Origin of the sequence: Streptomyces glaucus (assembly GCF_039533365.1) — a bacterium.
Lineage (GTDB): Bacteria > Actinomycetota > Actinomycetes > Streptomycetales > Streptomycetaceae > Streptomyces > Streptomyces glaucus.
This window is the reverse complement of record NZ_BAAATK010000019.1, coordinates 61,030-85,349: the sequence shown is the minus strand read 5'-3', so window position 1 is coordinate 85,349 and position 24,320 is coordinate 61,030. Positions and strand designations below refer to the sequence as shown.

Sequence of the window (24,320 nt, the reverse complement as noted above, 5' to 3'; positions counted from 1 at the left end):
AGGGCGCGGTACGTCACCACGCAGAGGGGGGCGCGTTGTGGTCTGCTGTGTAGAAGCAGTGCCGCGAGGAGTGGTAGCCCATGACCGGACCAGGCGGCCCTTCGGACCCCGGCTTCGCGAACGCTGTCCTGCACAGTATCGGCGCGGGCGTCTTCACCATGGACACCGTCGGCCTCATCACCTACGTCAACCCGTGGGCGGAACGGCTGCTGGACCGGTCGGCGGCGGAGATGCTGGGCCGTGACGCGCACGATCTGCTCCACCGCCGTCCCGACGGCGACCCGGTCCCGCGTGAGCAGTGCCTCATGCGGGCCCCCTTGCTGGGCAGCCGGAACCCCGAGGAGGGCAGCGAGGAGTACTTCCTGCGGGGCGACGGCACCACCCTGCCGATCATCTGGTCGACGACGCCCCTGATGCGCGCGGGCCACGGGGAGGGGCTGGTGGTCGTCTTCAGCGACTTCAGCCTGCACCGCGACGCCGAGAGTCGGGCGGCCGCCCACACCGCCGCCCTGGAAGCGCTGACCGGCCGGTTGAACCTGCTGGCGGACGTCTCCTCGGTGCTGTTGTCGGGCATGGACGCCTCCGCCGCGATGCGCCGGCTGCTTCCCCTGCTGGTTCCGGAACTCGGGGACTGGGCCGCCGTCGACCTGGTCGACGCGCGGTCCGGGGCGCCGGAGCGCGTCGCGGTGCGCAGTCCGGCCCATCCGCGCCGGGCGAGACAGCTGGAGGGACCGCTGCCGCTGCCGGCCAGGTCCCAGCGGCCCAGGTCACCGGTCACGGGCGGGACCCATTCGTTCCTGGTGGACGCCGCCGACGTGCGGGATCCGGATGCGCCGCTCGCCGTGACCCACCGCATCCTGTTCGAACGGCTCGGCGGCCAGTGGGCCGCCGTGGTCCCGATCCGTTCCCGCCGGCACCACTACGGAGCGCTGACCGTGGCGCGTGCCGAGGGCTCCCCCGCCCCCGCCGAAACCGAGGTGCGGCTGCTCGCGGACATCGGCCGGCGCCTGGCCCTGGTGCTGGACAACGCCCGGCTGTACTACGAGCAGCGCAATGTCGCCGAGACCATGCAGCGCCAGCTGCTGGCCCCTCTGCCGCAGGTCGACCACCTGCGGATGACCGCCCGCTACCTGCCCGCGCAGAGCGCCATGGAGATCGGAGGCGACTGGTACGACGCCTTCCTGCTCGCCGACGGCGTCATGGCCCTGGTCATCGGGGACGTGGTCGGCCACAACCTGCAGGCCGCCGCTCACATGGCCGAGGTCCGCAACATGCTGCGCGCCCTCGCCTGGACCCATGTGGAACCCCCCAGCATGATCATGCGCCGGCTGGACGAGGCGGTGACCAACACCAGCGATGCGCCCATGGCCACGCTGGTCTTCGCCCGTGTGGAAGGCCCGGAGGGAGGGCCGTGGCGGCTGCACTGGGTCAACGCCGGTCATCCCCCGCCACTGCTGATCACGCGCGACGGAGGCACGCGTTTCCTCACCGGCGGGCACGGGCCGCTGATCGGCATGAGCGCCACCCTCCATCTGGGGCTGAGCTGGCCGGACGCGTACGAGGACCTGCCGGCCGACGCCACCCTGCTCCTGTACACCGACGGCCTCGTCGAGAGCAGGGACCGCCCCATCGACGCCGGCCTGACCAAGCTCCGCCACCACGCCTCCGTCCTGGCCCGGCGGCTGTCCGGGCGGAGTGTGGACGTGTTCTGCGACCAGCTGCTGCAACGCCTCTCCCCCAGCGGCGACGACACCGCCCTGCTCGCCCTGCGCCTGCCCGCGGCCGGCGCCGGCTCCCCCGGCGACCACAGCCCGCCACCGCCCCCGCAGAGCTCCCGCAGCCCCGCCGCCCCGGACAGGGCCGCCCCCGGCTCCGTGCAGGAGCAGGCTCCCGTGCAGGACCCCACGCGCCGGGCCGGGGAGGAGCTGCGGATCCGCAGCGGCCCCGGGGAGTAGGCGCCGCGCACGTCGGCCGGCCGCCGGGACGCGCCGGGTGAGCCCCGAAAGCCGGGCTGCCGTCCCTCCTCACACCTGATCGCGCCGCCTCTCGGCGGGCCGGCCCCTCCGAGTCGGCCCCCGGCGGGGCCGGGAGCCGCGCCGAACGGTTCGCGGGCCTCGCCGGTGACGGTGACCGACGCCTACACCTCCAGCTCGGTCAGCCGCTCGATCCGGATGCCCCCCACCGTCAGCGTGTCCGCCAGTTCGGCGAACTTCCGCAGGTGGGCGCTGGCGGAGTGAGCGCGCAGGTGTTCCTCGCTCTGCCACACCTCGTGCATCACCAGCAGACCGGGGTCGTCCAGGCTCTGGTGCGGCACGTAGGTGAGGCAGCCGTCCTCCTGGCGGGTGGCCGCCACCAGGGGCGACAGCGCGTCCTTCAGCTCCTGCTCCTTGCCGGGACGCGCCTTCATGCGGGCGACGAGGACGATGGGGCCGGTGTTCCGGGCGGTCATGGGGTTCTCCTGTTCGTGAAGGTGTGAGCGGGTGCCGGCCCGCCGCCGGCACCCGGCGTCCCCGCGGCGGTCCGTTCCGCGACGCGGGGCGAAGCGGCTGCGCCAGCCGTCCGCCGCCGTCCACGTGCAGGACGGTGCCGGTGACGTAGGGGGTGTCGATGGCGAACAGCACGGCCTTGACGAGGTCGTCCGGGGTGCCGACGCGCCGGGCGGGATTGCGCTCGGCGACCGACCGGAGGAACTCCTGCTTGCCGTCGCCGAGTCCGTCCCAGGCGCCGCTGTCGACGATACCCGGGGACACGGCGTTGACGCGCAGCGGGGCGATCTCCACGGCGAGGGCCCGGACCAGGAAGGCGAGGGCGCCGTTGGTGGTGGCCATCACGGTGCGCCCGGGGGCCGGACGCCATGCCGCCACGCCGGAGAAGAAGGTGAGGGAGCCGCCTTCGCTGGCCTGTCCGGCCAGGTGCTCGGCGAGGAACAACGGGCCGGTCACCTTGGCCGCGAAGGCGCGCTGGACACCTGCCGGGTCGAGCTCGGACAGCGGCCCGTTGGCCGGTACGGCCGCCGTGGACACCAGGTGGTCGAAGGCGCCGGCCTCGTCCGCCAGCCGCGCGATCGACGCCTCGTCGGTGATGTCGAACCGGATCGCGCGGGAGGGGCCCGGCAGTTCGCCGGCCGTCCTCTCCAGCCTGCCGAGGTCGGGGCCCGCCAGGACGAGCTCGGCGCCCTCGGCCGAGGCGGTCTGCGCGAGTCGGCGTCCGATCGCGGATCCCGCGCCGATGACGACGAGTCGCTGTCCGGAACGCGCCTGGGTGTCGCTCACAAAGATCTCCTTCGGTGAGGGACCGCCGCTCGGCCGGTCCCGCGGCCGGCACCACTGTCGCCGCCGCGCACCGATAAGGCCAATGATTGTTCGTACCGGCTCCCATGAGTTCTGTTCATGTCTTCCGGTGCGGCCGTGAGCGAGTGCGGCGGTGGGCCGGTGCGGTGGCTTCGCCGCCTGCCGGCGGGCGGGCGGAGTGCCCGCCGCGCGTCGGGGCCGCCGCCGTGCCGGCCGGGCCGTCGGACACGGATCGGATCTTCCTGCGGGTGGTGCCGGGCCGCGGCCGGGAATCCGGCCGAGCGGTCGCGGGCGGCCTCCTCGTCCGGCGCCGCGGCGGATCGGGGGACGAAGCGGCCGGTCGAGGTGGGACGGGACACGGCCGAGGGCAGGATCAGCCCCTTGTTTTTCCGCGTCCGTGCCTTCCTTCCCCTCCTGGGCGCATGCCTGTGCACCGACTCGTCCGCAGTCGTTCTACCGATGCGTGACCGATCGCCCGCACGGACCATGACAAGCGTCAGTGCAGGAGACGGCCGGAAAGAGAGCATCCCGATGAACGACAGGAGTACGCCCACCGGACACGAGGCCCTGGCCGGCCGCTGTCCCCCGGTCCTCCTCACGACGGTCCGGCGGCTGTTCGCTCCCGCCGGCCCCGGCCGGCTGCGGTGCCGGCTGCGGTACACCGTGGACGACCCTTACGCGGTCGCGCTGGACTTCGTCGTGGACGCCGGGACCGGCCTCTGCGTGACCTGGGTCGTGGCCCGGGACCTGCTGGACGAGGGGACGCGCGGGCCGAGCGGCGAGGGCGACTTCCGCGTCCGGCCGTCCCCCCGGCGGCACGACGAGGCGGGCCGTGTCCGCTTCAGCCTGAGGCGGCCCGACGGCCAGGTCACCTTCGAGGCGGAGCTGGCAGGCGTCCGGCGGTGGCTCGACGCCACGTACGCGCTGGTCCCCGCGGGCAGCGAACACCGGATGCTCGACTGGGACGCGCTGGAGGCCGACCTGCTCGGCCGGGACTGACCCCTCCCGTGCTGGGGTGCCGGTAAGAATCCTGTCACCAGCCGCAAACGGCGGTGATCTTGCGAGAGTGTCACCTATGTGGGTGGGTCCGGGGCCATACGGCTGCGGTGAACGAAGCCCCGCAAGGACGATCAAGGATCGTGGCCCGTACCCCGTGGACTTGGACGAACTGGTCGAGCACTGGACGCTGCTGAAGGACGAGCAAGGGCTCGTGTCCGGCAAGCGCGGCGCGACGCGCCTGGGCTTCGCCGTTCTGCCGAAGTTCTACACGCAGTACGGCCGGTTTCCCCGGGGCCGGTACGAACTGCCGGCCGACGCGGTCGAGTTCGTCGCCCGGCAGGCACAGGTGCCCGCATCCGAGCTGGACTCGTACGAGTGGACCGGCCGGACGATCGAGTACCACCGCGCGCGGATCCGCGGTCGCCCAGGCTTTCGTGAGTGCAGTGTCGCGGATGCGGACAAGCTGACGACCTGGCTCGCCGAGCACGTCGCGTGCAAGGAGCAGCGGCCGGAGCAGGTACGGGTGGAATTGCTGGCTCGCTGCCGCACGGAGAGCATCGAGCCACCGACTTCGGGGCGGTGCGACCGGATTGCGGGCGCCGCGCTGCGGGCGGTTGAGGAGACGCTGACGGCGAGGATCTCGGCGCGGTTGACGGCGGAGAGCACGAAGCGGATCGTCGCCCTGGTCTCCGGCGCCGACCAGGCGGACGACGCTGTACCCGGTGAAGCCAGTACCAGTGAGGGTGGGGACGGCCCGCCGACCCTGGGGAGGATCAAGGAGGCTCCGGGCAATGTGAGCCTGGAGACGATGCTCACTGGGATCGACAACTCGACATGGGCGCCCGCCTCGACCTCACTGCCGTCACTGTGCCTGGCCCCCGCACATCGGAGAATGAGGGGCGCGGCCAAAGCACTCCCCTCGCGACTCAGCCTGAGCGACGATGACGGGATGACGTTGAAGCGTGTGGTGTTGGTCGTGACGTGCGTGGTGGTCGCCGTCCTGGGGTGGATGTTCACCGTCTCGCAGTGGGAGACAGCAAGCCGGATCGCGACGGTGGCCTCCGCTCTCGCAGGCGTGGCAGCGGTAGGCGTCGGAATCTGGGCCGCGCTCCCTGGCGCCAGCCAATCAGCCGTCGTCGTCCGCGAAACCAGCACCGCCAAGTCAGCAGGCAAGGGCAACGCAGTCACGGGTTATCACGGGGGCGGATCTACACGCCCCGTCACCGTCGAGCGGACAGGCGACGCCGAAGCGACCGGAGATGGCGACGCCATCAGCGGATACAGCGACAAGTAGCCCAGGGCATCAGCAGGGGGAGCGGTATGGCAGGACGGCGGGGTATCGAGGTTCGGGACACAGGTCAGGCCACTTCCGGGCCAGCAGGAGTATCCATCAGTGGATACCACAGCGGCGACATCACCACCGTGCACGTGCATGGGCGGGAGCCGGTCCCGTGGCCGCACCAAGTCGGTGTCCTTCCCCGCGAAGCTGCGGCCTTCCAGAGACGAGACGAGATCGACCAGCTGCGGGCCGCGCTGACCGACAGCGGCACCGCGGTGCTGTGCCAGGTGCTACGCGGCACCGGCGGCGTCGGCAAGACCCAGCTCGCCGCCCACTACGCGCGGCAGGCGTGGATCGGGGACGAATTGGATGTGCTGGTCTGGGTCAGCGCCAGTAGCCGCCCCGCCATCGTCTCCGCCTTCGCCCAGGCTGCCGAAGAACTCCTCGCCCACGAACCTGGTGACCCCGAAAGATCCGCAGAGGCGTTCCTGAGCTGGCTTGAACCTAAGCCGCCAGGATTCGAGCCCGTGTGCCGATGGCTGGTCGTACTGGACGATGTCGCCGACCCCGCTGACGTGACCGGACTGTGGCCGGCGAAGAACCCGTACGGCCGCACGGTGGTCACCACACGGCGCCGCGATGCCGCTCTACCTGGACATCGAATCGACCTCGGGGTGTTCACTCCGGACCAGGCAGTCGCGTATCTGGTTGACTTCCTCGCTGAGCATGGACGGCACGATAACCCGGACGAGCTCCGTGCGCTGGCCCAGGACCTCGGCTACCTGCCGCTAGCCCTCTCACAGGCTGCTGCCTACATCGTCGATGCCGACATTCCCGTCAGCTGCTCGCGATGTACCCACCAGCAGTGCCCGAGCTACCGCCGTCGGCTCGCCGACCGCGCCACCAGCCTCGCCAGCATGCTGCCCGAGCCCGGCACGCTGCCAGACGACCAGAACACCACCGTGAGCGCAGCCTGGTCGCTGTCGATCGAACGCGCTGACAATCTCAACCCCGCCGGCCTCGCCCGTCCTACGCTTCAGCTCGCTGCCATGCTGGATCCGAACGGCATTCCCCAGAGCGTTCTAACCAGTGGGCCTGCTCGAACCTACCTCGCGCAGCACCGTACCCAGGCCGCAGCTGAGCAGGGCACCGTGGATGAAGTGACGGAGCTGGACGTGTGGGGCGCACTCCGTGCTCTGCACCGCCTGAGCCTCATCGACCACGATCCCGAGTCTCCGCAGCAGTCAGTACGCGTTCACCAGCTCATCCAACGCGCCACCCGCGACACTCTTGGTCCTCAGGAGCATCGCCAGATCGTCCGTGCCGCTGGTGACGCCCTGCTCGAAGGCTGGCCTGCCCCCCACCTGCCGTTGGCTCAGACTCTGAGAGCCAACGCGCAAGTCCTCATCCACTGCGCTGGCGACGCCCTATTCGGCGAGAATGAGCACCATCACGTACTCATGCACGTTGGCGTCAGCTTGAGCAAGGCGGGCCAGTTCACCGCTGCCGTGAGGCACTTCCAGGACCTGGTGGACAGGGCTCGGGCACTTCTCGGTCCGGACCATCCGGAGACTCTGCTTGCTCGGGACAACCTTGCTGCGAATCGAGGAGAGGCTGGCGATGCACGCGGTGCGGTGGAGGCTCTGGCTGAGCTTCTGACCGACCGACTTCGGGTCCAAGGCCCGGACCATTCCGACACCCTGGACACTCGCTACGGTCTTGCTCGGTGGCGGGGAGAGGCCGGAGACGCGGCCGGAGCCGCCGGGGCTTACGCCGAACTGCTCACCGACCGGCTGCGGATCCAAGGCCCGGACCATTCCGACACCCTGGACACTCGCATCGCTCTTACTCGCTGGCGAGGAGAGGCCGGAGACGCGGCCGGAGCCGCCGAGGCTTTCGCTGAACTACTCACCGATCTCCTGCGGATCCACGGACCCGACCACCCATCCACCTTGGACACTCGCCACAAGTTCGCGGAATGGCGCGGGCACGCGGGGGATGCCGCCGGTGCTGCGGAGGCTTTGGCCGAGCTTCTGGCGGACCGTGTTCGTGCCGTCGGTCCTGACCACCCCGAGGCCTTGAACGACCGGTTCTGCTTGGCCCACTGGCGGGGAGAGGCTGGGGACGCGGCCGGAGCCGCGGAGGACCTGGCCGAACTACTTACCGACCGGCTGCGGATCCTGGGACCCGACCATGTCGACACCCTGCGTGCCCGCTTCGGTCTTGCCCGCTGGCGGGGAGAAGCTGGGGACGCGGCCGGAGCCGTCGAGGGTTTCGCCGAACTACTCACCGAACGGCTACGGATCCTGGGACCCGACCATCGAGACACCCTGAGCGCCCGCTATTGGCTGGCCCGTTGGCGGGGAGAGGCTGGAGACGCGGCCGGAGCCGCGGAGGACCTGGCCGAACTACTTACCGACCGGCTGCGGATCCTGGGACCCGACCATGTCGACACCCTGCGTGCCCGCTTCGGTCTTGCCCGCTGGCGGGGAGAAGCTGGGGACGCGGCCGGAGCCGTCGAGGGTTTCGCCGAACTACTCACCGAACGGCTACGGATCCTGGGACCCGACCATCGAGACACCCTGAGCGCCCGCTATTGGCTGGCCCGTTGGCGGGGAGAGGCTGGAGACGCGGCCGGAGCCGCCGAGGCCCTGGCCGAACTGCACACCGACCACCTGCGGATCCAGGGACCCGACTATCCGGACAAGTTGAGTACGCAGAACGAGCTTGCTTACTGGATGGCCATTATGCGGGGAGAGGCTGGAGACGCGGACGGGGCCGCGGAAGATCTGGCCGCACTACTGGTCCGCCGGCAGCAACAGGACGGCCCCACCCATCGCAACACCCTGAGAACGAAGAACCAGCTCGCCCATTGGCGGAGGCGGGGCTCGATGGAAGCAGACGGTCATCTATCGACCGATTGATGAGCAAGATCGGTAAGCGGCGGCGCGCGGCCGGATCGGCGCCGGATCATGTCCATAAAACGGTGTCAGAAAGTCGATGTGCTCAAGAGCTTGAGCAATACCGTTTTCTGCACGATCTGGCAGGTGCAGCCACCCCAGGCCGACGACACCGCCGGTCTCCTCGTCCCCGTTCCGGCCGTACGGACCGGCGGCCTCGCGGGATACGCACGCGTGTCCCACCAAGGGACAGTTGCTCGACCGGCAGATCCACGCACTCACCGAAGCAGGGTGCATCCGGATCTTTTCCGACAAGAAGTCCGGCAAGAGCGCCGAACGCGAGGAGCTGTGGAAGGCCCTCGACTACCTGCGCGAGTGCGACACCCTCGTCGTCCCGTCGCTGGACCGGCTCGGACGCTCCATCCAGGACCTCATCGCCATCGTGTCCGGCCTGCGCAAGCGCGGTACCGGCTTCACCTCACTGCACGAGGCGCTCGACACCACCACGCCCGGCGGGCGCCTGGTCTTCCACGTCCTCGCGGTCCTGGCGGAGTTCATCCGAGAACTCATCGTCCAGGGCACGAACGAGGGCCTGGACGCCGCCCGCGCCCGCGGTGCCCGACTCGGCCGCCCGCCGGCAATGACCGAGGAACAGGTACGTCACGCCCGCGACCTACTCGCCCGCCCAGAGAACAGCGTCACCTCGATCGCGAAGCTCCTCGGCGTCTCCAGGAACACGATCTACAACTACGCGCCTGAGCTGAAGGGCGGCCGCCTCGCACTCGCCGAGGCGACCAACACGCCGGAACTGCCCCGACCTGCCAGGTCCCAGGACTGATCACCGCCGTTTGCGGCTGGTGACACGGTTCTTGCCAGCACCCCGTGCTGCGGGCACGGCCGGTCCCGCCCCGTCGTCGCGGGCCGCCGCCGGCGGTCCGGCGCGGCCCCGTCCGGGCCCCGCCTTCCTCGTCGGCCCGCTCGGCCCGGACCCGCGTCATGGCGTGGACCGGTCACCGCGGCCGGCCGCGCGGGCACCGAAGCGGCCGGCGCCCCGACGAATCAGTCGACCGACCGATGCCCGGACGGACCGCCGGTGACACGCTCGGAGCGGCTCGGCCACGATCCGGCCGGGCGCCCTCCCCGCGTCCGGCCGGGGCCTCGCCCGGAGCGCGCCACGGCGGTGCGGCGGATGAAAGGAATGCCACGATGACCAACGCGTCCACGACCTCGGCGCCGATCGGCCTCGTCCTGATCGACACCGTCAACGAGATCTTCTCCGAGCGGGGCAAGGGGTACCCCGGTTTCAAGGCGGAGTTCGAACGGATCGGCACCCTGGGCAACCTCAGGCGGCTGCTCGGGGGCTTCCGCGACCGGGGCTTCCCCGCGTTCTTCTCGCCGATGTCGTACACCGACGAGGAGTACACCCACTGGAAGCACCGGTCTGGCATCCACCACATGATGTTCGACAACCGCATGTTCGAGGCGGGCAGCTGGGGCGCGGAGTTCCACCCCGACCTCGCACCGGGCCCCGGCGACGTGACCGTCGCGCCGCACAAGAACCTCGACGTCTTCGCCACCACCGACCTCGACACGCAGCTGAAGCGGCGCGGTGTCGAGCACGTCGCCGTCGCGGGCATGATCGGCACGATGTGCGTGGAGTCGACGGCGCGCAGCGCCATGGAACGCGGGTACCGGGTGACCCTCGTGAAGGACGCCACGGCTCCCGAGGGCGGCCCCGACTCCTACGAGCAGATGCTGCGGCGCTACGCGCTGATCGCGCACGACGTGCTGACCACCGACGAGCTGCTGGCGACGGAACCGTTCCGGAGGCGCTAGCCGCCGCGTCGCCGGGGCCGGCCCGCCGTCACCGGGGGGAGACGTCCCGTCGTCCGCGGGCCGCGCGGGCGAGGTTGTTGTGCACACGGCGCAGGTACTTGGCCACGGAACAGGGCCTTCCGTCCGCGTCGCACTGACGGCAGGTCCGCAGGTGCGTCTCGTACTCGTCGGCCGCCTGGTCGGGGCGGTCCTGGAGAGGCTGCATGAGTATTCCCGGGATGATGCGAGGGCAGGGACGGACACAGGAACGGCCTCAACTGGTTGCCTGAGGCTCACTTCCGGATTGTGATCTTGTTACTCGGGGTACGGCAAGGCGGATCCGGCCACATGCGCCGGACGGCGGCAGCGGCCGCCCGGTGGCCGGCACGTGTCTCGGCCGCCCGCCGCAGGTGTGCCGGGCCGCTCTCCGCCCACCGGCCGGGGCGGCGCCGCCGGGTGTGTCGGCCGCCCCGGCCGCCGCCAGGTGTGACCGCCGCCGTCCCGTCACCGGTCACACGGCCGTTCACCGCGCCGGAAACACTCACCGGCTACCGTGAGGCGCCTTCGCGCAGGGGAGTCGGGCTCCCCTGTCCGCCTGCCCGGCGGCCGGAGGGCGGATTCGCCGGGCGCGCCGTACGAGAGGAACACACATGCCGTACGTCCTGCCCGACGACGACATCGTCCATGTCCGCGACCAGGTGTACCTGGTCACGGGCAGCAACACCAACTGGGTCATCGTCAAGGAGGGGAACAGCGCCACCCTGATCGACACCGGCTATCCGGGGGATCACGACAAAGTGCTCGCCTCGCTGGCCTCCGTGGGGCTGGCGCCGGGTGACGTGACCGCCGTGCTGGTCACCCACGCCCACAACGACCACATCGGCGCGGCCGAGCGGCTGCGGTCGGCGCACGGCACCCCGGTCCTCATGCACCCGGAGGAGGTCCCGCACGCCCGGCGCGAGTTCCTGCAGCAGGTCTCGGTGGGCCGGGTGCTCGCCAACGCCTGGCGTCCCGGAGTGCTTCCCTGGGCCGTGCACGCCGTCCGGTCGGGGGGAACGGCGCACGTGCCCGTCGCCGAGCCGCGGCCGTTTCCCGCGCCGGGGCCGCTCGACCTGCCCGGCGCCCCGGTGCCGGTCCACACCCCGGGACACACCGACGGGCACTGCGCCTACCACCTGCCGGGCGCCGGCGTGCTGGTCAGCGGGGACGCGCTGGTGACGGCTCATCCCACGTCGCGTGCGTCCGGACCGCAGCTGCTGCCCGACATGTTCCACACCGACCGCGAACGGGCGCTCGGGGCCCTGGCGCGGCTGGAGGAGGTGGACGCCGACCTCGTCCTGCCGGGCCACGGGCCGTCGCACCGCGGCACCGTGCGGGAGGCCGTGTCCCGGGCCCGCGAGCAGGCCGCGCGGTAGGCGGCGGCCCGCCCGCCGGGGCGGGTCAAGAAGGCGGCCACAAGGACTCCACAACGGTGCGGAAGGCTGACGGCGCGGCCCGTGGTGCGGCACCCGCGCCGGACGGGACGGCCGCGGCAGCCGCCGTCCCCGGCGTTCCCGCTGGGTGCAGGAGCCGTCATGGCCACCTGCCGCGCCACCGGGATCGTTCCCGGCGGCGCTCCCCGCGCCACCGGATGCGCGCCGGAACCGGCGTCGCCCGCCGGGTGCGCGTCCGGGTCGTGGAGCGGGTGCCCGCCGTCCCGGGGCGGCGGCCACCCGCTCCACGGCCGGAACCGCACAGACCCTCACCAGAACCGGCCGCCGGCCCGTGCGCGGCCCGGCCGGCCGGCATCCGACAGGAGCCCACCATGACCGCCTTCCTGGCCGACTCGGCCGAGACCCGCTACGTCGACGGACCCGAGGGGGAGCGCTTCGCCTACCGCCGCTTCGGCCGGGCGGGCACCCGCCCGCTCGTGATGCACATGCGCCTGCGCGGCACCATCGACCACTGGGACCCGGCACTGCTGGACCTGCTGGCCGCCGAGCGGGAGGTGATCGTCTTCGACAACCGCGGGATCAACTTCTCCACGGGCAACCCGCCCGCGGTCATGGAGGACATGGTCGAGGGCTCCCTGGCCTTCGTCCGCGCCCTGGGACTGACCGACATCGACGTGCTGGGCTGGTCCATGGGCGGGATCGTGGCCCAGGGGGCCGCCCTGGCCGCCCCGCAGCTCGTGCACCGCCTGGTCGTGGCCGGCAGCTCCCCCGGCGGTGTGCCCGACCTGCCGGCCCCGCCGGAGCGCACCCGGCGGACCGTGGGCAAGCCGGTCAACGGCGACGAGGACTTCCTGTACCTGTTCTTCCCCGAGACCGAGAAGGCGCGGGCGGCCGGTCTGGCGTCGCTGCGCCGGCTGGACCGCCGGCTGAAGGAGTCCCACGCCGTGGTGGGACCCGAGGCGGTGCGCGGCCAGCTGACGGCCATCAGCGGTTTCCAGGGCTTCTGGCACCGCCGGCGGGAACTGGCCCTGCCCGTCCTGGTCGCCAACGGCGCGCACGACGTGATGATCCACGCCTACGCCACGTACGCGATGTCACAGGTGCTGCCCGACGCCAAGGTCGTCCTCTACAGCGACGCCGGGCACGGCTTCCTCTTCCAGCACCCGGAGGACTTCGCCCACGAGGTCAACCGGTTCCTCGGCTGAGCGGCGGCCGCCGCCGGGACCGGTGTCCCGGCCGCGGCGGGCGAGCCGGGGCGCGGCCCGCTTCCCCCCGCGGGGCCGCCCCCCCCTTTCCGCACCGGGGACGGCGTACGGAGCCGGAGGCGGGGGCGCGGTCACGCGCGCTGGGCCTGCGCGATCTCGTCGAGGTGGTTCTCGACCCAGTGCCGCAGCTGCGCCAGCGGCTGCGCGACGCTGCGGCCCAGGTCGGTGAGCGCGTACTCCACGTGCAACGGCACGGCCGGGTAGATGGTCCGGTCCACGAATCCCTTCTCCTCCAGGCGGCGCAGCGTGTTGGTGAGCACCTTCGGGCTGATGCCCTCCAGCCGCCGCTGCAGCGCCCCGAAGCGCTGGGGTCCCTCCTCCATCGCCCCGATCGCGAGCGCCGACCACTTGTTGGCCAGCAGGTCCAGCACCTCGCGGCACGGGCACTGGGCCGCGTACACGTCGTGCCGGTCGTGCTGTTCCGTCGCGCAGATCATGACCATGCTTCACGCCTTCCCTTGATGAATCACCGCTCCCACCAGCTTACTTCCCCAAAGGAAGTAAGTGCCCTTGCGCGTTACTACCTCCCTGGGTCTACGTTGCAATGGCAGCCAGCACCACCTACCAGTTACATGAGGAGAACATCCGATGAGCGAGACGTCGCACACCACCATGCCGGCGGTCGCCTACCGCAAGAGCCTGCCCGTGGACGACGCGGAGAGCCTCGTGGACGTCCGGCTGCCGGTGCCGCAGCCGGGCCCGCGTGACCTGCTCGTGCAGGTGGAGGCCGTCGCGGTCAACCCGGTGGACTACAAGGTGCGGCAGAACAACGACCCGGGCGGCGAGCCCAAGGTCCTCGGCTGGGACGCCGCGGGCACGGTCGTGGCCGTCGGCGACGAGGTCGAGCTGTTCGAGGTCGGCGACGAGGTCTTCTACGCCGGCGCCCTCGACCGGCCCGGTACCAACGCCCGCTTCCACGCCGTGGACGAGCGCATCGTCGGCCGCAAGCCCTCGACGCTCTCCTTCACCGAGGCCGCGGCGCTTCCGCTGACCTCGCTGACCGCCTGGGAGGGCCTGTTCGAGCGCCTCGGCCTGCACGACGGCGCCCTGAAGCAGACCGGGACCCTGCTGGTGACCGCGGCGGCCGGCGGTGTCGGTGCGATGGTGGCCCAGCTGGCGCGCGCGCTCACCAGCCTGACGGTGATCGGCACCGCGTCGCGCCCCGAGACCACCGAGTTCGCCCGCCGCATGGGGGTGACCCACGTGGTCGACCACCGCAAGCCGCTGGCCGAGCAGGTGCGCGCCGTCGCGCCCGGCGGAGTGGACCACGTCTTCAGCACCACCGGCACGGACCGGAACCTGGCCGTCTACGCGGACGTCCTCAAGCCCTTCGGAGGACTGGTCGCCATCGACGACTTCGGCCCGGTGGAGATCGGCCTGCTGAAGTCCAAGAGCATCTCCTTCCACTGGGAGCTCATGTTCACCCGGTCCCTGCACCGGACGCCCGACCAGGCGGTGCAGCACCACATCCTGAACCAGGTGGCCCGCCTGGTGGACGCCGGCATCCTCACCACCACCGCCACCACCGACCTCGGCACGATCAACGCCGAGCACCTCCGCGAGGCGCACCGCGTCCTGGAGTCCGGCAGGGCGATCGGCAAGATCACCCTCACCGGTTTCTGAGCACGGGGAAGTGGAGGCGCCGGGCCCGTGGCGCACCGGCGCCCCACAAGGACTCCACTGCTCCCGCCTACGGTAGGCGGGCGGGCGGAAACGGCCGTGGACCGCGTCCGACGCACGGCGGGACCCGCGCGCCGGACGCGGCCGGCTCCCCCTGCGTCCGACGCCGGCCGGGCCCGCCCCGACGCGAGGGCCCGGCCACGGCCCCACCCACCGGAACGGAGCAGCGCCGATGCTGTCGATCGACGTCTTCACCAGCGACTACAAGCCCATCGCCGCCACCCTGCCGGGCTGGGACCCGCGGCAGCGGGCCACCTGGCCGGCGAGTACGGCGACGCTGATCCACGGGCCCCGCGAGGCGGCGCTGGTGGACGCGCTCGTCACCGAGCGGGAGGCCCGCGACCTCACCGCGTGGATCCGGGCCAAGGACAAGGTCCTGACCACGGTGTACGTCACCCATGGACACGCCGACCACTTCCTGGGGCTGTCGGTCGTGCTCGACGCCTTCCCCGACGCCGTGGCCGTGGCCCTTCCCGACGTGGTCCCGCACGCGCGGGAGCAGCTGCGCGGCCCCTCCCTCGCGTACTGGGAGTCCCTGTTCCCGGGCCTGCTGCCCGCCCGGCGGGTGGCGCCGCGGCCGCTGGCCGACGAGGTGATCGGCGTGGACGGGCACGAGGTGAGACCGGTCCGGGTCGGACAGAGCGACACCGCCCCCTCCAGCGTGGTCCACGTGCCCGGCCTGGACGCCGTGGTGGGCGGCGACGTCGCCTACAACGGCATCCACATGTGGCTGGCGCAGACCGACCGCGCGGCACGCGCCCGCTGGCTGGACGCCCTGGACGCGGTGGAGGCGCTGCGGCCCGCCCGGGTGATCGCCGGTCACCGGCACCCCGGCGCCCCGGACGACGACGCGGCCGGCGTCCTCGCGGCGTCCCGCCGCTACCTGACCGACTTCGACGGCGCGGTCGAGGCCGGTGCGGACGCCGCCGACGTCGTGCGGGCGATGACCGCCGCGCACGGCGACCGCGGCAACCCCTACACCCTGTTCGTCTCGGCGACCGCCCAGTACCCGGAGCCGGCCGGGGCCGACGGCACCCGCTGAGTCGCCCGCGTTCCGCGCCTCAGTCATCCGACGGATGTGCGCGCGGTCCGGACGTCCTACCGTTCGATGGCCGGGACCCGGACGCGCACCCGCCGCACGCCGGATCCCGGGCGGCGCGGTCCGGGACGGTTCCCGGACCCCGCGGCGCCCGGCCCGCGGGGTCCGGCGCGGCGGGGCGACGAAACCCCCGCGCGCCCCCGCCCCACGTCCTGCCCGCCCTCCGCCGCGCGGCCGGGCGGCACGGCCGGGCGCGGCGGACCGTTCGCGCCCGCCCCGGCGCGGCACCGGGACGGGCGCGGCTCCACGAACGTCAGGCGCGAGGAGACCACCGTGACAGGGCCACGACGCACAGCGGACGACGACACCGTCCGGTTCTCCGTCCTCGGGCCGGTGCGGGCCTGGCGCGGCGGGAGGGAACTGCTCATCGGCCCCAGGCAGCAGCGGCTGATCCTCGCCGTGCTCCTGGCGCGGGCCGGGCGTCCGGTGTCGATGGGCGAGTTCACCGATCTGCTCTGGGCGGGCAGCCCGCCGGCCAGCGCCGTCAACGCGGTGCACCGGTACGTCGGCGCGCTGCGCCGGCTGCTGGAGCCCGGCCTGCCCGCCCGGTCGCCCGGCCGGTGGCTCGCCCGGCAGGGCGGCGGATACCTGATGCGCGTCGACGCCGGCCGCCTCGACCTGCTGCGGTTCCGCGCCCTGGTGGAGCAGGCCCGGCGGTCGCCGGCGGCCGACGACCCGGCGGCGGCGGTCGGCCTCTTCACCGCCGCGCTGGACCTGTGGCAGGACCGGTGCGCCGCGGACCTGGAGCCGACGGGCGTCGCCCACCCCGTCTTCACCATGCTCGAACACGAATACGTGTCCGTGGTGTGCGAGGCCGCCGAGGCGTCCCTGCGGTGCGGCCGGGCGGCGGCGATGCTGCTCCCCCTGCGCCGGGCCGCGGACCGTCATCCCCTGGACGAGGCGCTGGCGGCCCACCTGCTCCGGGCGCTCGCCGCCGACGGCAAGCAGGCCGAGGCCGAGGCCCTGTACCTGGAGGTGCGCCGCCGCCTGGCGGACGAGCTGGGCGTCGATCCCGGGCCGGAGCTGTGGGCGGCGCACGCCCGGTCGCTGCGCCACCGGCCCGCCGGTCCGCGCGGCGGGAAGACCGCGGGCGACGGGCCGTCCGAAACGCACGACGCCCCCTCCCCCGCCCCGGCGGGGCCCGCGGTGCGGCCGGCGCAGCTCCCCGCGGACCTGCCCGGTTTCACCGGACGCGGCGCAGCGCTCCGGCAGGCCGCGGCGCTGGCCGCGAGCGGGGACGGCGCACTGCGGGTGCTGGCGGTCGACGGCATACCCGGTGTCGGCAAGACCGCGCTGGCCGTGCACTTCGCGCATCGCGTCGCGCGCGACTTCCCCGACGGCCAGCTCTACGCCGATCTGCGGGGCTTCACGTCCGACGGCGGCCCCGCGGACCCGGGGGACGTGCTGGCGGGCTTCCTCGACGCCCTCGGCGTGGCCCGGCATCGGATACCCGCCGCCGCGCAGATGCGTGCGGCGTTGTACCGCAGCCTTCTGGCGGGCCGGCGGATGCTCGTGGTCCTCGACAACGCCTGGGACACGCGGCAGGTCAGGCCGCTGCTGCCCGGCACCGCGGAGTGCATGGCGGTGGTGACCAGCCGCAGCCGGCTGACCGGGCTCGCGGCGGCCCACGGGGCCCGGCTGCTCACCCTGGACGTGCCGTCGGCCGAGGAGGCGGCCGAGACCTTCCTGGAGCGTGTCCGCGGCTGCCGTCCCGGCCTCGAAGCGCCTCAGGTCCGGCCGATCGTGGACCGGTGCGGCCGCCTCCCGCTGGCCGTGGCCGTCGTCGCCGCCCGTGCGGCGGCCCATCCCGAACGGCCCCTGGCGCAGATCGAGTCCGAGTTGTCGGCCGCCGGGAGGAGTCTCGACGGCTTCAGCGACGACAACCTCGACAACGACGTCCGCGCCGTGTTCTCGTCGTCGTACCGCACGCTCGGGCCGCAGGCCGCACGCCTCTTCCGGCTGCTGCCGCTGCATCCGGGCCCGGACGCCACGGTCACCGCCCTGGCCGGCCTGGCCGGCACACCGCCCCGGGAGACCGCCGCGGCCGTCGGGGAGCTGGTACGGGCCCGGTTGCTGACCGTGCGGCAGCGGGACCGGTACCGGTCCCACGACCTGGTGCTCACCTACGCCGCCGAACTGGCCGGTCCGGCCGGGGCCGGGTCCGCGGCCGGACCGTCCGGGCCGCGCGGCCGCGGGCGCCCGCCGGCGCACACCGGCGGCCTGCCGCTGCGACCCCTGGTCCGCCGGGGGTGAGACCCGCCCCGGCCCGCCCGTGAGCCGAGCACCGGCCGCTGTCCCATGCCGTCGTGCGGCGGGAGCGCCCTCCCGGGTCCCCCACCGACTCCGCCCGCCCCCGCTCCCTGCGCGGCGCAGACCGTGACGGCGCCGCCCCGGCGGCCGTGCGGGACACCGGGGGCGGGCCGGGGCCGCGGGGCGGGGGCCGCCCCCCGTCCGCGCCGGCGCACCGCGTTCAAGAAGCGCACCACAAAGCTTCCACTCGGGGCGGTCATGCTGGTCCGGTGACGGCGAGCGGCCCGGCCCGTCCGGACCACGACGCCGGCCCGTCCGGACCCCGACGCCGGCCCGTCCGGACCACCGCGCCGGCACGGCCCCGCGAGCGGCCGGGGATCAGCCGGCCGTCGCGCCCGGCCCCTCACCCCCCTCACCCCCTCGCCCCGGATCCGACACCGCCCGTCAGGGAGAAACCATGGCCACAGTGACGCACCAGACCGCGCCCACGCAGTTCGCCGAGGCGGGCGGCGTCCGTTACGCCTACCGCCGGCTCGGTCCCGCGGGGACGGTGCCGCTGGTGATGCTGCAGCACTTCACCGGCAACCTCGACAACTGGGACCCCGCCCTCGTCGACGCCCTCGCCGCCGAGCGCGAGGTCGTCCTGGTGGACTACCCCGGGGTGGCCTCCTCCACCGGGACCCCGGCGACCACGGTGGCCGAGCTGGCCCATCAGATGATCACCTTCACGGTGGCCCTGGGCCTGGAGCGGATCGACCTGCTCGGCTTCTCCCTGGGCGGCTTCGCGGCCCAGGACATGGCCCTGGTCCGGCCCCGCCTCGTCCGCCGCCTGGTCCTGGCCGGCACCGGGCCCAAGGGCGCACCGGGCATGCACGGCTGGCGCAAGGACATCGAGACGCACGCCCGCGCCGAGGTGCCCACCGGCGAGGACCTGCTCCACATCTTCTTCGCCCACACCGAGACCAGCCGGGCCAAGGGCGTGGAGTTCCTCGGCCGGTTCATGGCGCGCACCGAGGACCGGGACGTGCCCAGCAGCCTCGCCTCCCGCGACGCCCAGTACGACGCCGTCCTGGAGTGGGGCATCCCCGACCACTCGGCGCTGCAGCGGCTGACCGGCATCCGGTGCCCCACCCTCATCGTGCAGGGCGACGACGACCTGATGATCCCGACCAAGGTCAGCCACCTGATGGCGGGGCTGATCCCCGACGCGCGGATCCTCGTCTACCCCGACGCCGCCCACGCGTCGCTGTTCCAGTACCCGGCCGAAGCCGCCAAGGACATCAACGAGTTCCTCGGCTGACGCCCGCGCCCACCGCCCCAGGAGAAGCACCATGTCCGATCTGCTCACCACCGTCCTCGACGCCCACGGCGGCCGCGCCCGCTGGGAGGAGGCGCACCGGATCACCGCCCGCCAGTTCTTCGGCGGCGCCCTGTGGGGCATGAAGGGCCACCCCGGCGCCCTCGACGGCGTGGACGTGACCGTCGGCCTGCGGCGCGAGCACGTGTCGCAGAAGCCGTTCTTCGACGCCGGCCACCACACCTCCTTCTCGCCCGGCCGGGTCGCGGTGGAGGACTCCGACGGCAAGGTGGTCGAGGAACTCCTCGATCCGCGTGCCTCGTTCGCGGGCCACGACCTGATGACGCCGTGGAGCCGGCTCCAGCTGGCGTACTTCTCCGGCAGCGCCATGTGGACCTACCTGGCCGAACCGCTGTCGCTGACGTTCCCCGGGGTGCGCACCGAGGAGATCGGCCCGTGGACCGAGGACGGCGAGAAGTTCCGCCGGCTGCGCGTGGTCTTCCCCGAGAGCATCGCGACCCTCAGCACCGAGCAGACCCTGTACGTGGACTCCTCCGGGCTGATCCGGCGGCGCGACTACAGCGTGGAGATCGCCGGCGGCACCCCCGCCGCCCACTACGTCTCCGGGCACCAGGAGGTCTCCGGGCTGGTCGTCCCCACCACGCGGATGATCTACAGCCGGGACGAGAACGGCCACAGGGTGCCCGAGCCGCTGGTCGTCTCGGTGCGCCTGGAGGACGTCGCCGTCTCCTGAGACGGCCGGAAAAGGGCGCTCCACCGCGCCGACGGCCGCCCCGACGGGGGGCGGCACGGACAAGAAAGGCAGCCAGCCATGAGCAGCATCTCAGCCGCGTCCTCCGGGTCGTTCAGCATCGGCGGCGAACTGAAGGTCGACCGGCTCGGCTACGGGACCATGCAGCTGACGGGCCCCGGCGTGTGGGGCCCCTTCCCCGACCAGGACGCGGGGGTGCGCGTGCTGCGCCGCGCCGTGGAGCTGGGCGTCACGCTCTTCGACACCGCCGACTCCTACGGTCCGGAGACGGCCGAGCAGCTCCTGCACAAGGCGCTGCACCCGTACTCGGAGAACGTGGTGATCGCCACCAAGGCCGGTCTGACCCGGCCCGGTCCGGGGCAGTGGCGGCCCGACGGGCGGCCCGGGTACCTGCGGCGGCAGGCGGAGTCCAGCCTGCGCAGGCTCGGTCTGGAGCGCATCCCGCTGTTCCAGCTGCACCGCGTCGACCCCTCGGTTCCGTTCGAGGACCAGATCGGCGTCCTGAAGGAGCTCCGGGAGGAGGGGAAGGTCGCGCACATCGGGCTCTCCGAGGTCGGGGTGGAGGAGCTGGAGCGGGCGCGCGCCATCGTGCCGGTCGCCTCGGTGCAGAACCTGTACAACGTGGCCCAGCGCGACTCCGAGGACGTCCTGCGGTACGCCGAGGAGCACGGCATCGCGTTCCTGCCCTGGTTCCCGCTGGCCACCGGGCAGCTGGCGCGCCCGGGCGGTCCGCTCGACCGGATCGCCGGCCGTCTGGGCGCCTCGCCGTCGCAGGCCGCGCTGGCCTGGCTGCTGCGCCGTTCGCCGGTCGTGCTGCCGATCCCGGGCACGTCGTCGGTGGCGCACCTGAAGGACAACGTGGCCGCGGCGGCGCTGGAGCTGTCGCGGGCCGACTTCGAGGCGCTCAGCGACCCGTTCCCCCCGCGCGGCTGAGGACGCCCGCGGCCGCGGCGCCCCCCCCGGGCGGCGCTCCCTCCCGTGGCCGCACGGGGCCGGGGCGGGGCGTCCCGCCCGCGCCGGGGCACGGCCCGCCCCGGCTCCCCCGAGACGACCGGTCATGTCCGACCGTGTCGCCTCGGCACCCCGGGGAAACCCCGGGTCCGCCTCTCCACACACTCACACCTCAGAGGTCAACATGTCCGACCTGTTCCCGAACCGTCCGTCCGTCGCCGTCGCCTACCACTCCGGTTACGGGCACACCGCCGTCCTCGCCGAGGCCGTCCGCCGCGGAGCCGCCGCAGCCGGGGCCGACGTGGCCTTCGTCGACGTGACCGCGGTCACCGACGAGCAGTGGGACCTGCTGGACGACGCGGACGCGATCGTCTTCGGGTCGCCCACCTACATGGGCGGCGCGTCCGCGGGCTTCCACACCTTCGCCGAGGCCACCAGCAAGCGGTTCGTGGAAGGGCGCTGGGCCGACAAGCTGGCCGCCGGGTTCACCAACTCCGCCTCCAAGAGCGGCGACAAGTCCAACACCCTCGCCTTCTTCGCCGCCTTCGCCGCCCAGCACCAGATGCTCTGGGTCAGTCTGGGGCTCGCCCCCGGATGGAACTCCACCACCGCCTCCGAGGACGACCTGAACCGCCTGGGCTACTGGGGCGGGGCCGGCGCCCAGACCCCGATGGACGGCGGCACCGACACCGTCCACGGCGCGGACATCGCCACCGCCGAGCACCTCGGAGCACGGGTGGCCCGGCAGGCCGCGCTCGTGAGCGCCGGCCGCCACGCCCTCGCCGTCGCGCCCTGACACCGGGCCGTGTCCCCCGAGGCACACGCGCCTCGCTTCGACCGCCCGGACGGCCGGCCGCGAGGAGACGCCGTGGAGCTCCCTGCGGTCAGCCCCCGCCGGACACCGCACGCGCTGCGGGTGCCGGGGGCGCCCGGGCGGTCCGGTCCCGGCCGGCCGCTGTCCACCCTGGGCGTGGTGACCGCCTCGATCGCCGTCGCCTTCGGCGCCGGGGCGGGAAGCCCGCTGTTCGTGCTCCACCGGCGGCAGTGGGGCTTCCCCGACTGGGAGCTGACCGCGGCGTTCACCGTCTACGCGGTGACCCTGCCGGCCACCCTGCCGGTGGCCGGCTCGGTGAAGGCGCGGCCGGGATCGTGCTCCGCCCCGCCCGGGCCATGGACCTCTCCGCCCTCGAGGGGAGCGGTCCGGCACCGGAGCGGCTGCACGCTCACCCGGCCCGCCGGAGCGACCGGATCCGGGCGTCCGGGGCGGGGGCCGGCCGCTCCCCGGCGTCCTCCCGCCCCAGCTCGGCGGCGTACGCCAGGGCCAGGCGGTGCGCCTCGTACCGGCCGGGCCGGCCGGCGGTCAGCAGTCCGGCACGCACCAGTTCTCCCGCCGCCTCGGTCGCCGCCCGCGGCGGGAGCCCGGCCAGGCCGGCCAGGGCCGCGGTACCGACGTCGGGGCCCCGGTGCAGCGGCAGCAGCCGGAACATCCGTGCCGCCCGGGGGCCCAGGGTGCGGTAGGACGAGGAGAGGACGGCCCGTACGTCGTTGTCGTGCCCGTCGTCGCCGAAGCCGTCGAGGCTCTCCCCGGCCGCGGTCAGCTCGGCCGCCAGCTCGCTCAGCGGCCGGTCCGGGCGGGCCAGGGCGCGGGCGGCCGCGACGGCCAGGGCCAGGGGCAGCCGGCCGCACCGTTCGACGATCTCCTCGACCACACCGGGCCGCGCGCCGCGGTGGGCCGGACCCAGCCGTCGCAGGAGGCATCCGGCCGCCTCCGCCGGCGCGGGAACCCGGAGTCCGACCAGCCGCGCCCCGTACGCGGCGGCCAGTCCGCTCAGCCGCCGCCGGCCGGTGACCACCACCATGCACAGCGGGGTGCCGGGCAGCAGCGGCCGCACCTGTGCCAGGTCCAGGGCGTCGTCCAGCACCACCAGGACCTTCCGGGCGGCCAGCACGCTGCGGAAGAGCGCCGCCCTGGACTCCGTCGACGGGGGGATGCGGCGGCGCTCCACGCCCAGCGCCTCCAGGAAGCCGTGCAGGACGTCACCGGGGTCCGCCGGGCTTCCGCCGGGGGCGAAGCCGCCGAGGTCCGCGAAGAGCTGCCCGTCGGGGAACCGCGCGGCCACCCGGTGGGCGAGGCGCACCGCCAGGGCGGTCTTGCCGATTCCGGGGATGCCGTCGATCGCCAGCACGCGCAGGGCCTCGGCCGGCTCCTCCGCGAGGGCCAGCGCCTGGGCCAGGGGCCGGTCCCGGCCGAAGAAGCAGGGCAGGTCCGCGGGCAGCTGGGCGGGGACCGTGACCGGTGCGGGTCCGTGCGGCGCGGGCCCGGCGGCCGCCGGTGCGGCGTCTTCCTCGCCCACGGCCGTCGCCGGGCGGGGCGCGTCCGTGCGGTGCCGCAGGACGCGCTCGTGCGCGGCGCGCAGTTCCGCGCCCGGCCGCGCGCCCCGCTCCCGGTACAGCCGGGCGCGGATGTCCCGGTACCGGGTGAGCGCCTCGGCCTGCTTGCCGTCCGAGGCCAGCACGAGCAGCAGGCGGGCCTGGAGCCGTTCGTCCAGGGGGTGGCGTTCCGCGGCCTGGCGCACGACCAGCAGCACGGCGCCGGGGCGGCCGGACCGCAGGGCGGCGTCCGCCGCCTCGCACACCACCGAGGCGTACTCGTGCTCCAGCGTGGTGAAGACCCGGTGGGCGCCGGCGGCGGACAGCAGGTCCGCCGCGCACCGCCCCTGCCACTGCTCCAGGGCCGTGCCGTACCGGCGCACCGCCTCCCGCGCGTCCCCCTCGGCGGCCGCCCGGCGGGCCTGCCGCACCAGCGCGCGGAACCGGAGGAGGTCGAGGTGGTCGGCGTCGACGCGCAGCAGGTAGCCGCCGCCGTGCCGGACGAGCCACCGGCCCGGGCTCCTGGGCGGCAGGCCCGGTTCGAGCAGGCGCCGCAGCACGCCCACGTAGCGGTGGACCGCGTTGGCCGCGCTGGCGGGCGGTTCCCCGTCCCAGAGCAGGCCCACCAGGTCGGCCAGCGATACGGGCCGTCCCGCGCGGGCCAGCAGGGCGGCCAGGACCAGGCGCTGCTGCCGGGGCCCGAGCGGCAGCTCCGCGCCGGCCCGGCACACGCGCAGGGGACCCAGCACCGAGAACCGGACGGTCTCCTGCGGCGGGACGGCCGTCCCGCCGGGCCCGCGGGGCGGTGCCGGCGCTCGGTCGCCCGGCGCCTCCGCGGGCGTCCGGACGGTGTCGCGCGGCGGCTCCCGGTCGCCCGGGGGACCGGGAGGGGCGGCCGGGGAGGCGCGCCGTGCCGGGGC

The 24,320-nt window shown here is 73.7% G+C and carries 19 protein-coding genes and 1 pseudogene; 15 read left to right on the top strand and 5 right to left on the bottom strand.

The window, feature by feature from the left end; genetic code table 11:
- The first annotated feature begins 80 nt into the window (after window positions 1–80).
- Window positions 81–1,955, top strand: coding sequence for a SpoIIE family protein phosphatase (locus tag ABD363_RS16495; protein ID WP_344604099.1), 1,875 nt, complete (start codon window positions 81–83; stop codon window positions 1,953–1,955).
- Between the two features lie 182 nt (window positions 1,956–2,137).
- Here the strand turns inward: ABD363_RS16495 and ABD363_RS16490 are convergent, their stop codons facing one another.
- Window positions 2,138–2,449, bottom strand: a complete 312-nt coding sequence (locus tag ABD363_RS16490) for a putative quinol monooxygenase (protein WP_344604097.1) — start codon at window positions 2,447–2,449, stop codon at window positions 2,138–2,140.
- A gap of 169 nt (window positions 2,450–2,618) precedes the next feature.
- Window positions 2,619–3,272: pseudogene (locus ABD363_RS16485) on the bottom strand (SDR family oxidoreductase); the annotation flags it as partial.
- A gap of 549 nt (window positions 3,273–3,821) precedes the next feature.
- On the opposite strand from ABD363_RS16485, the gene ABD363_RS16480 reads away from it, so the two are divergent.
- From ABD363_RS16480 to ABD363_RS16460, 5 genes are all read left to right on the top strand, one after another.
- The gene (locus ABD363_RS16480) at window positions 3,822–4,289 is read left to right on the top strand and encodes an SsgA family sporulation/cell division regulator (protein ID WP_344604095.1); all 468 of its coding nucleotides are present in this window, start codon (window positions 3,822–3,824) and stop codon (window positions 4,287–4,289) included.
- A gap of 160 nt (window positions 4,290–4,449) precedes the next feature.
- A complete protein-coding gene (locus ABD363_RS16475; protein WP_486388793.1) occupies window positions 4,450–5,583 on the top strand; it encodes a DUF4158 domain-containing protein in 1,134 nt (377 codons plus the stop codon).
- Between the two features lie 128 nt (window positions 5,584–5,711).
- Entirely contained in the window at window positions 5,712–8,492 is a 2,781-nt protein-coding gene (locus tag ABD363_RS16470) for a tetratricopeptide repeat protein (protein WP_344604091.1), read from the top strand.
- Between the two features lie 229 nt (window positions 8,493–8,721).
- Window positions 8,722–9,306, top strand: a complete 585-nt coding sequence (locus tag ABD363_RS16465; protein WP_425577991.1) for a recombinase family protein — start codon at window positions 8,722–8,724, stop codon at window positions 9,304–9,306.
- 368 nt (window positions 9,307–9,674) lie between these two features.
- Window positions 9,675–10,304 (top strand): cysteine hydrolase family protein, encoded by a 630-nt coding sequence (locus tag ABD363_RS16460; protein WP_344604089.1) that lies wholly within the window; start codon window positions 9,675–9,677, stop codon window positions 10,302–10,304.
- Window positions 10,305–10,332: 28 nt separating this feature from the next.
- Here ABD363_RS16460 and ABD363_RS16455 read toward each other — a convergent pair whose 3' ends face one another.
- Entirely contained in the window at window positions 10,333–10,509 is a 177-nt protein-coding gene (locus ABD363_RS16455; protein ID WP_344604087.1) for a hypothetical protein, read from the bottom strand.
- 424 nt (window positions 10,510–10,933) lie between these two features.
- On the opposite strand from ABD363_RS16455, the gene ABD363_RS16450 reads away from it, so the two are divergent.
- Both ABD363_RS16450 and ABD363_RS16445 read left to right on the top strand, forming a co-directional pair.
- Complete coding sequence (locus ABD363_RS16450; RefSeq protein WP_344604085.1) at window positions 10,934–11,698, top strand: MBL fold metallo-hydrolase; 765 nt, start codon at window positions 10,934–10,936, stop codon at window positions 11,696–11,698.
- A gap of 389 nt (window positions 11,699–12,087) precedes the next feature.
- Window positions 12,088–12,921 (top strand): alpha/beta fold hydrolase, encoded by an 834-nt coding sequence (locus ABD363_RS16445; RefSeq protein WP_344604083.1) that lies wholly within the window; start codon window positions 12,088–12,090, stop codon window positions 12,919–12,921.
- A gap of 131 nt (window positions 12,922–13,052) precedes the next feature.
- Here ABD363_RS16445 and ABD363_RS16440 read toward each other — a convergent pair whose 3' ends face one another.
- Window positions 13,053–13,418 (bottom strand): winged helix-turn-helix transcriptional regulator, encoded by a 366-nt coding sequence (locus tag ABD363_RS16440; RefSeq protein WP_344604081.1) that lies wholly within the window; start codon window positions 13,416–13,418, stop codon window positions 13,053–13,055.
- 151 nt (window positions 13,419–13,569) lie between these two features.
- Between ABD363_RS16440 and ABD363_RS16435 the strand changes: the two genes are divergently transcribed.
- The 7 genes from ABD363_RS16435 (at window position 13,570) to ABD363_RS16405 (ending at window position 21,826) form a co-directional block, all read left to right on the top strand.
- Entirely contained in the window at window positions 13,570–14,604 is a 1,035-nt protein-coding gene (locus ABD363_RS16435; protein WP_344604079.1) for a zinc-binding alcohol dehydrogenase family protein, read from the top strand.
- 229 nt (window positions 14,605–14,833) lie between these two features.
- Window positions 14,834–15,703: an MBL fold metallo-hydrolase gene (locus ABD363_RS16430; protein ID WP_344604077.1), complete on the top strand. Its 870-nt coding sequence runs from the start codon at window positions 14,834–14,836 to the stop codon at window positions 15,701–15,703.
- 330 nt (window positions 15,704–16,033) lie between these two features.
- Window positions 16,034–18,013, top strand: a complete 1,980-nt coding sequence (locus ABD363_RS16425; protein WP_344604075.1) for an AfsR/SARP family transcriptional regulator — start codon at window positions 16,034–16,036, stop codon at window positions 18,011–18,013.
- Between the two features lie 454 nt (window positions 18,014–18,467).
- Window positions 18,468–19,310: an alpha/beta fold hydrolase gene (locus tag ABD363_RS16420; protein ID WP_344604073.1), complete on the top strand. Its 843-nt coding sequence runs from the start codon at window positions 18,468–18,470 to the stop codon at window positions 19,308–19,310.
- Between the two features lie 31 nt (window positions 19,311–19,341).
- Window positions 19,342–20,061: a hypothetical protein gene (locus ABD363_RS16415; RefSeq protein WP_344604071.1), complete on the top strand. Its 720-nt coding sequence runs from the start codon at window positions 19,342–19,344 to the stop codon at window positions 20,059–20,061.
- 78 nt (window positions 20,062–20,139) lie between these two features.
- Window positions 20,140–21,012 (top strand): aldo/keto reductase, encoded by an 873-nt coding sequence (locus tag ABD363_RS16410; RefSeq protein WP_344604069.1) that lies wholly within the window; start codon window positions 20,140–20,142, stop codon window positions 21,010–21,012.
- Window positions 21,013–21,214: 202 nt separating this feature from the next.
- Complete coding sequence (locus ABD363_RS16405) at window positions 21,215–21,826, top strand: flavodoxin family protein (RefSeq protein ID WP_344604067.1); 612 nt, start codon at window positions 21,215–21,217, stop codon at window positions 21,824–21,826.
- A gap of 427 nt (window positions 21,827–22,253) precedes the next feature.
- Here the strand turns inward: ABD363_RS16405 and ABD363_RS16400 are convergent, their stop codons facing one another.
- Window positions 22,254–24,149: an AfsR/SARP family transcriptional regulator gene (locus ABD363_RS16400; RefSeq protein ID WP_344604065.1), complete on the bottom strand. Its 1,896-nt coding sequence runs from the start codon at window positions 24,147–24,149 to the stop codon at window positions 22,254–22,256.
- Between the last annotated feature and the right edge of the window lie 171 nt (window positions 24,150–24,320).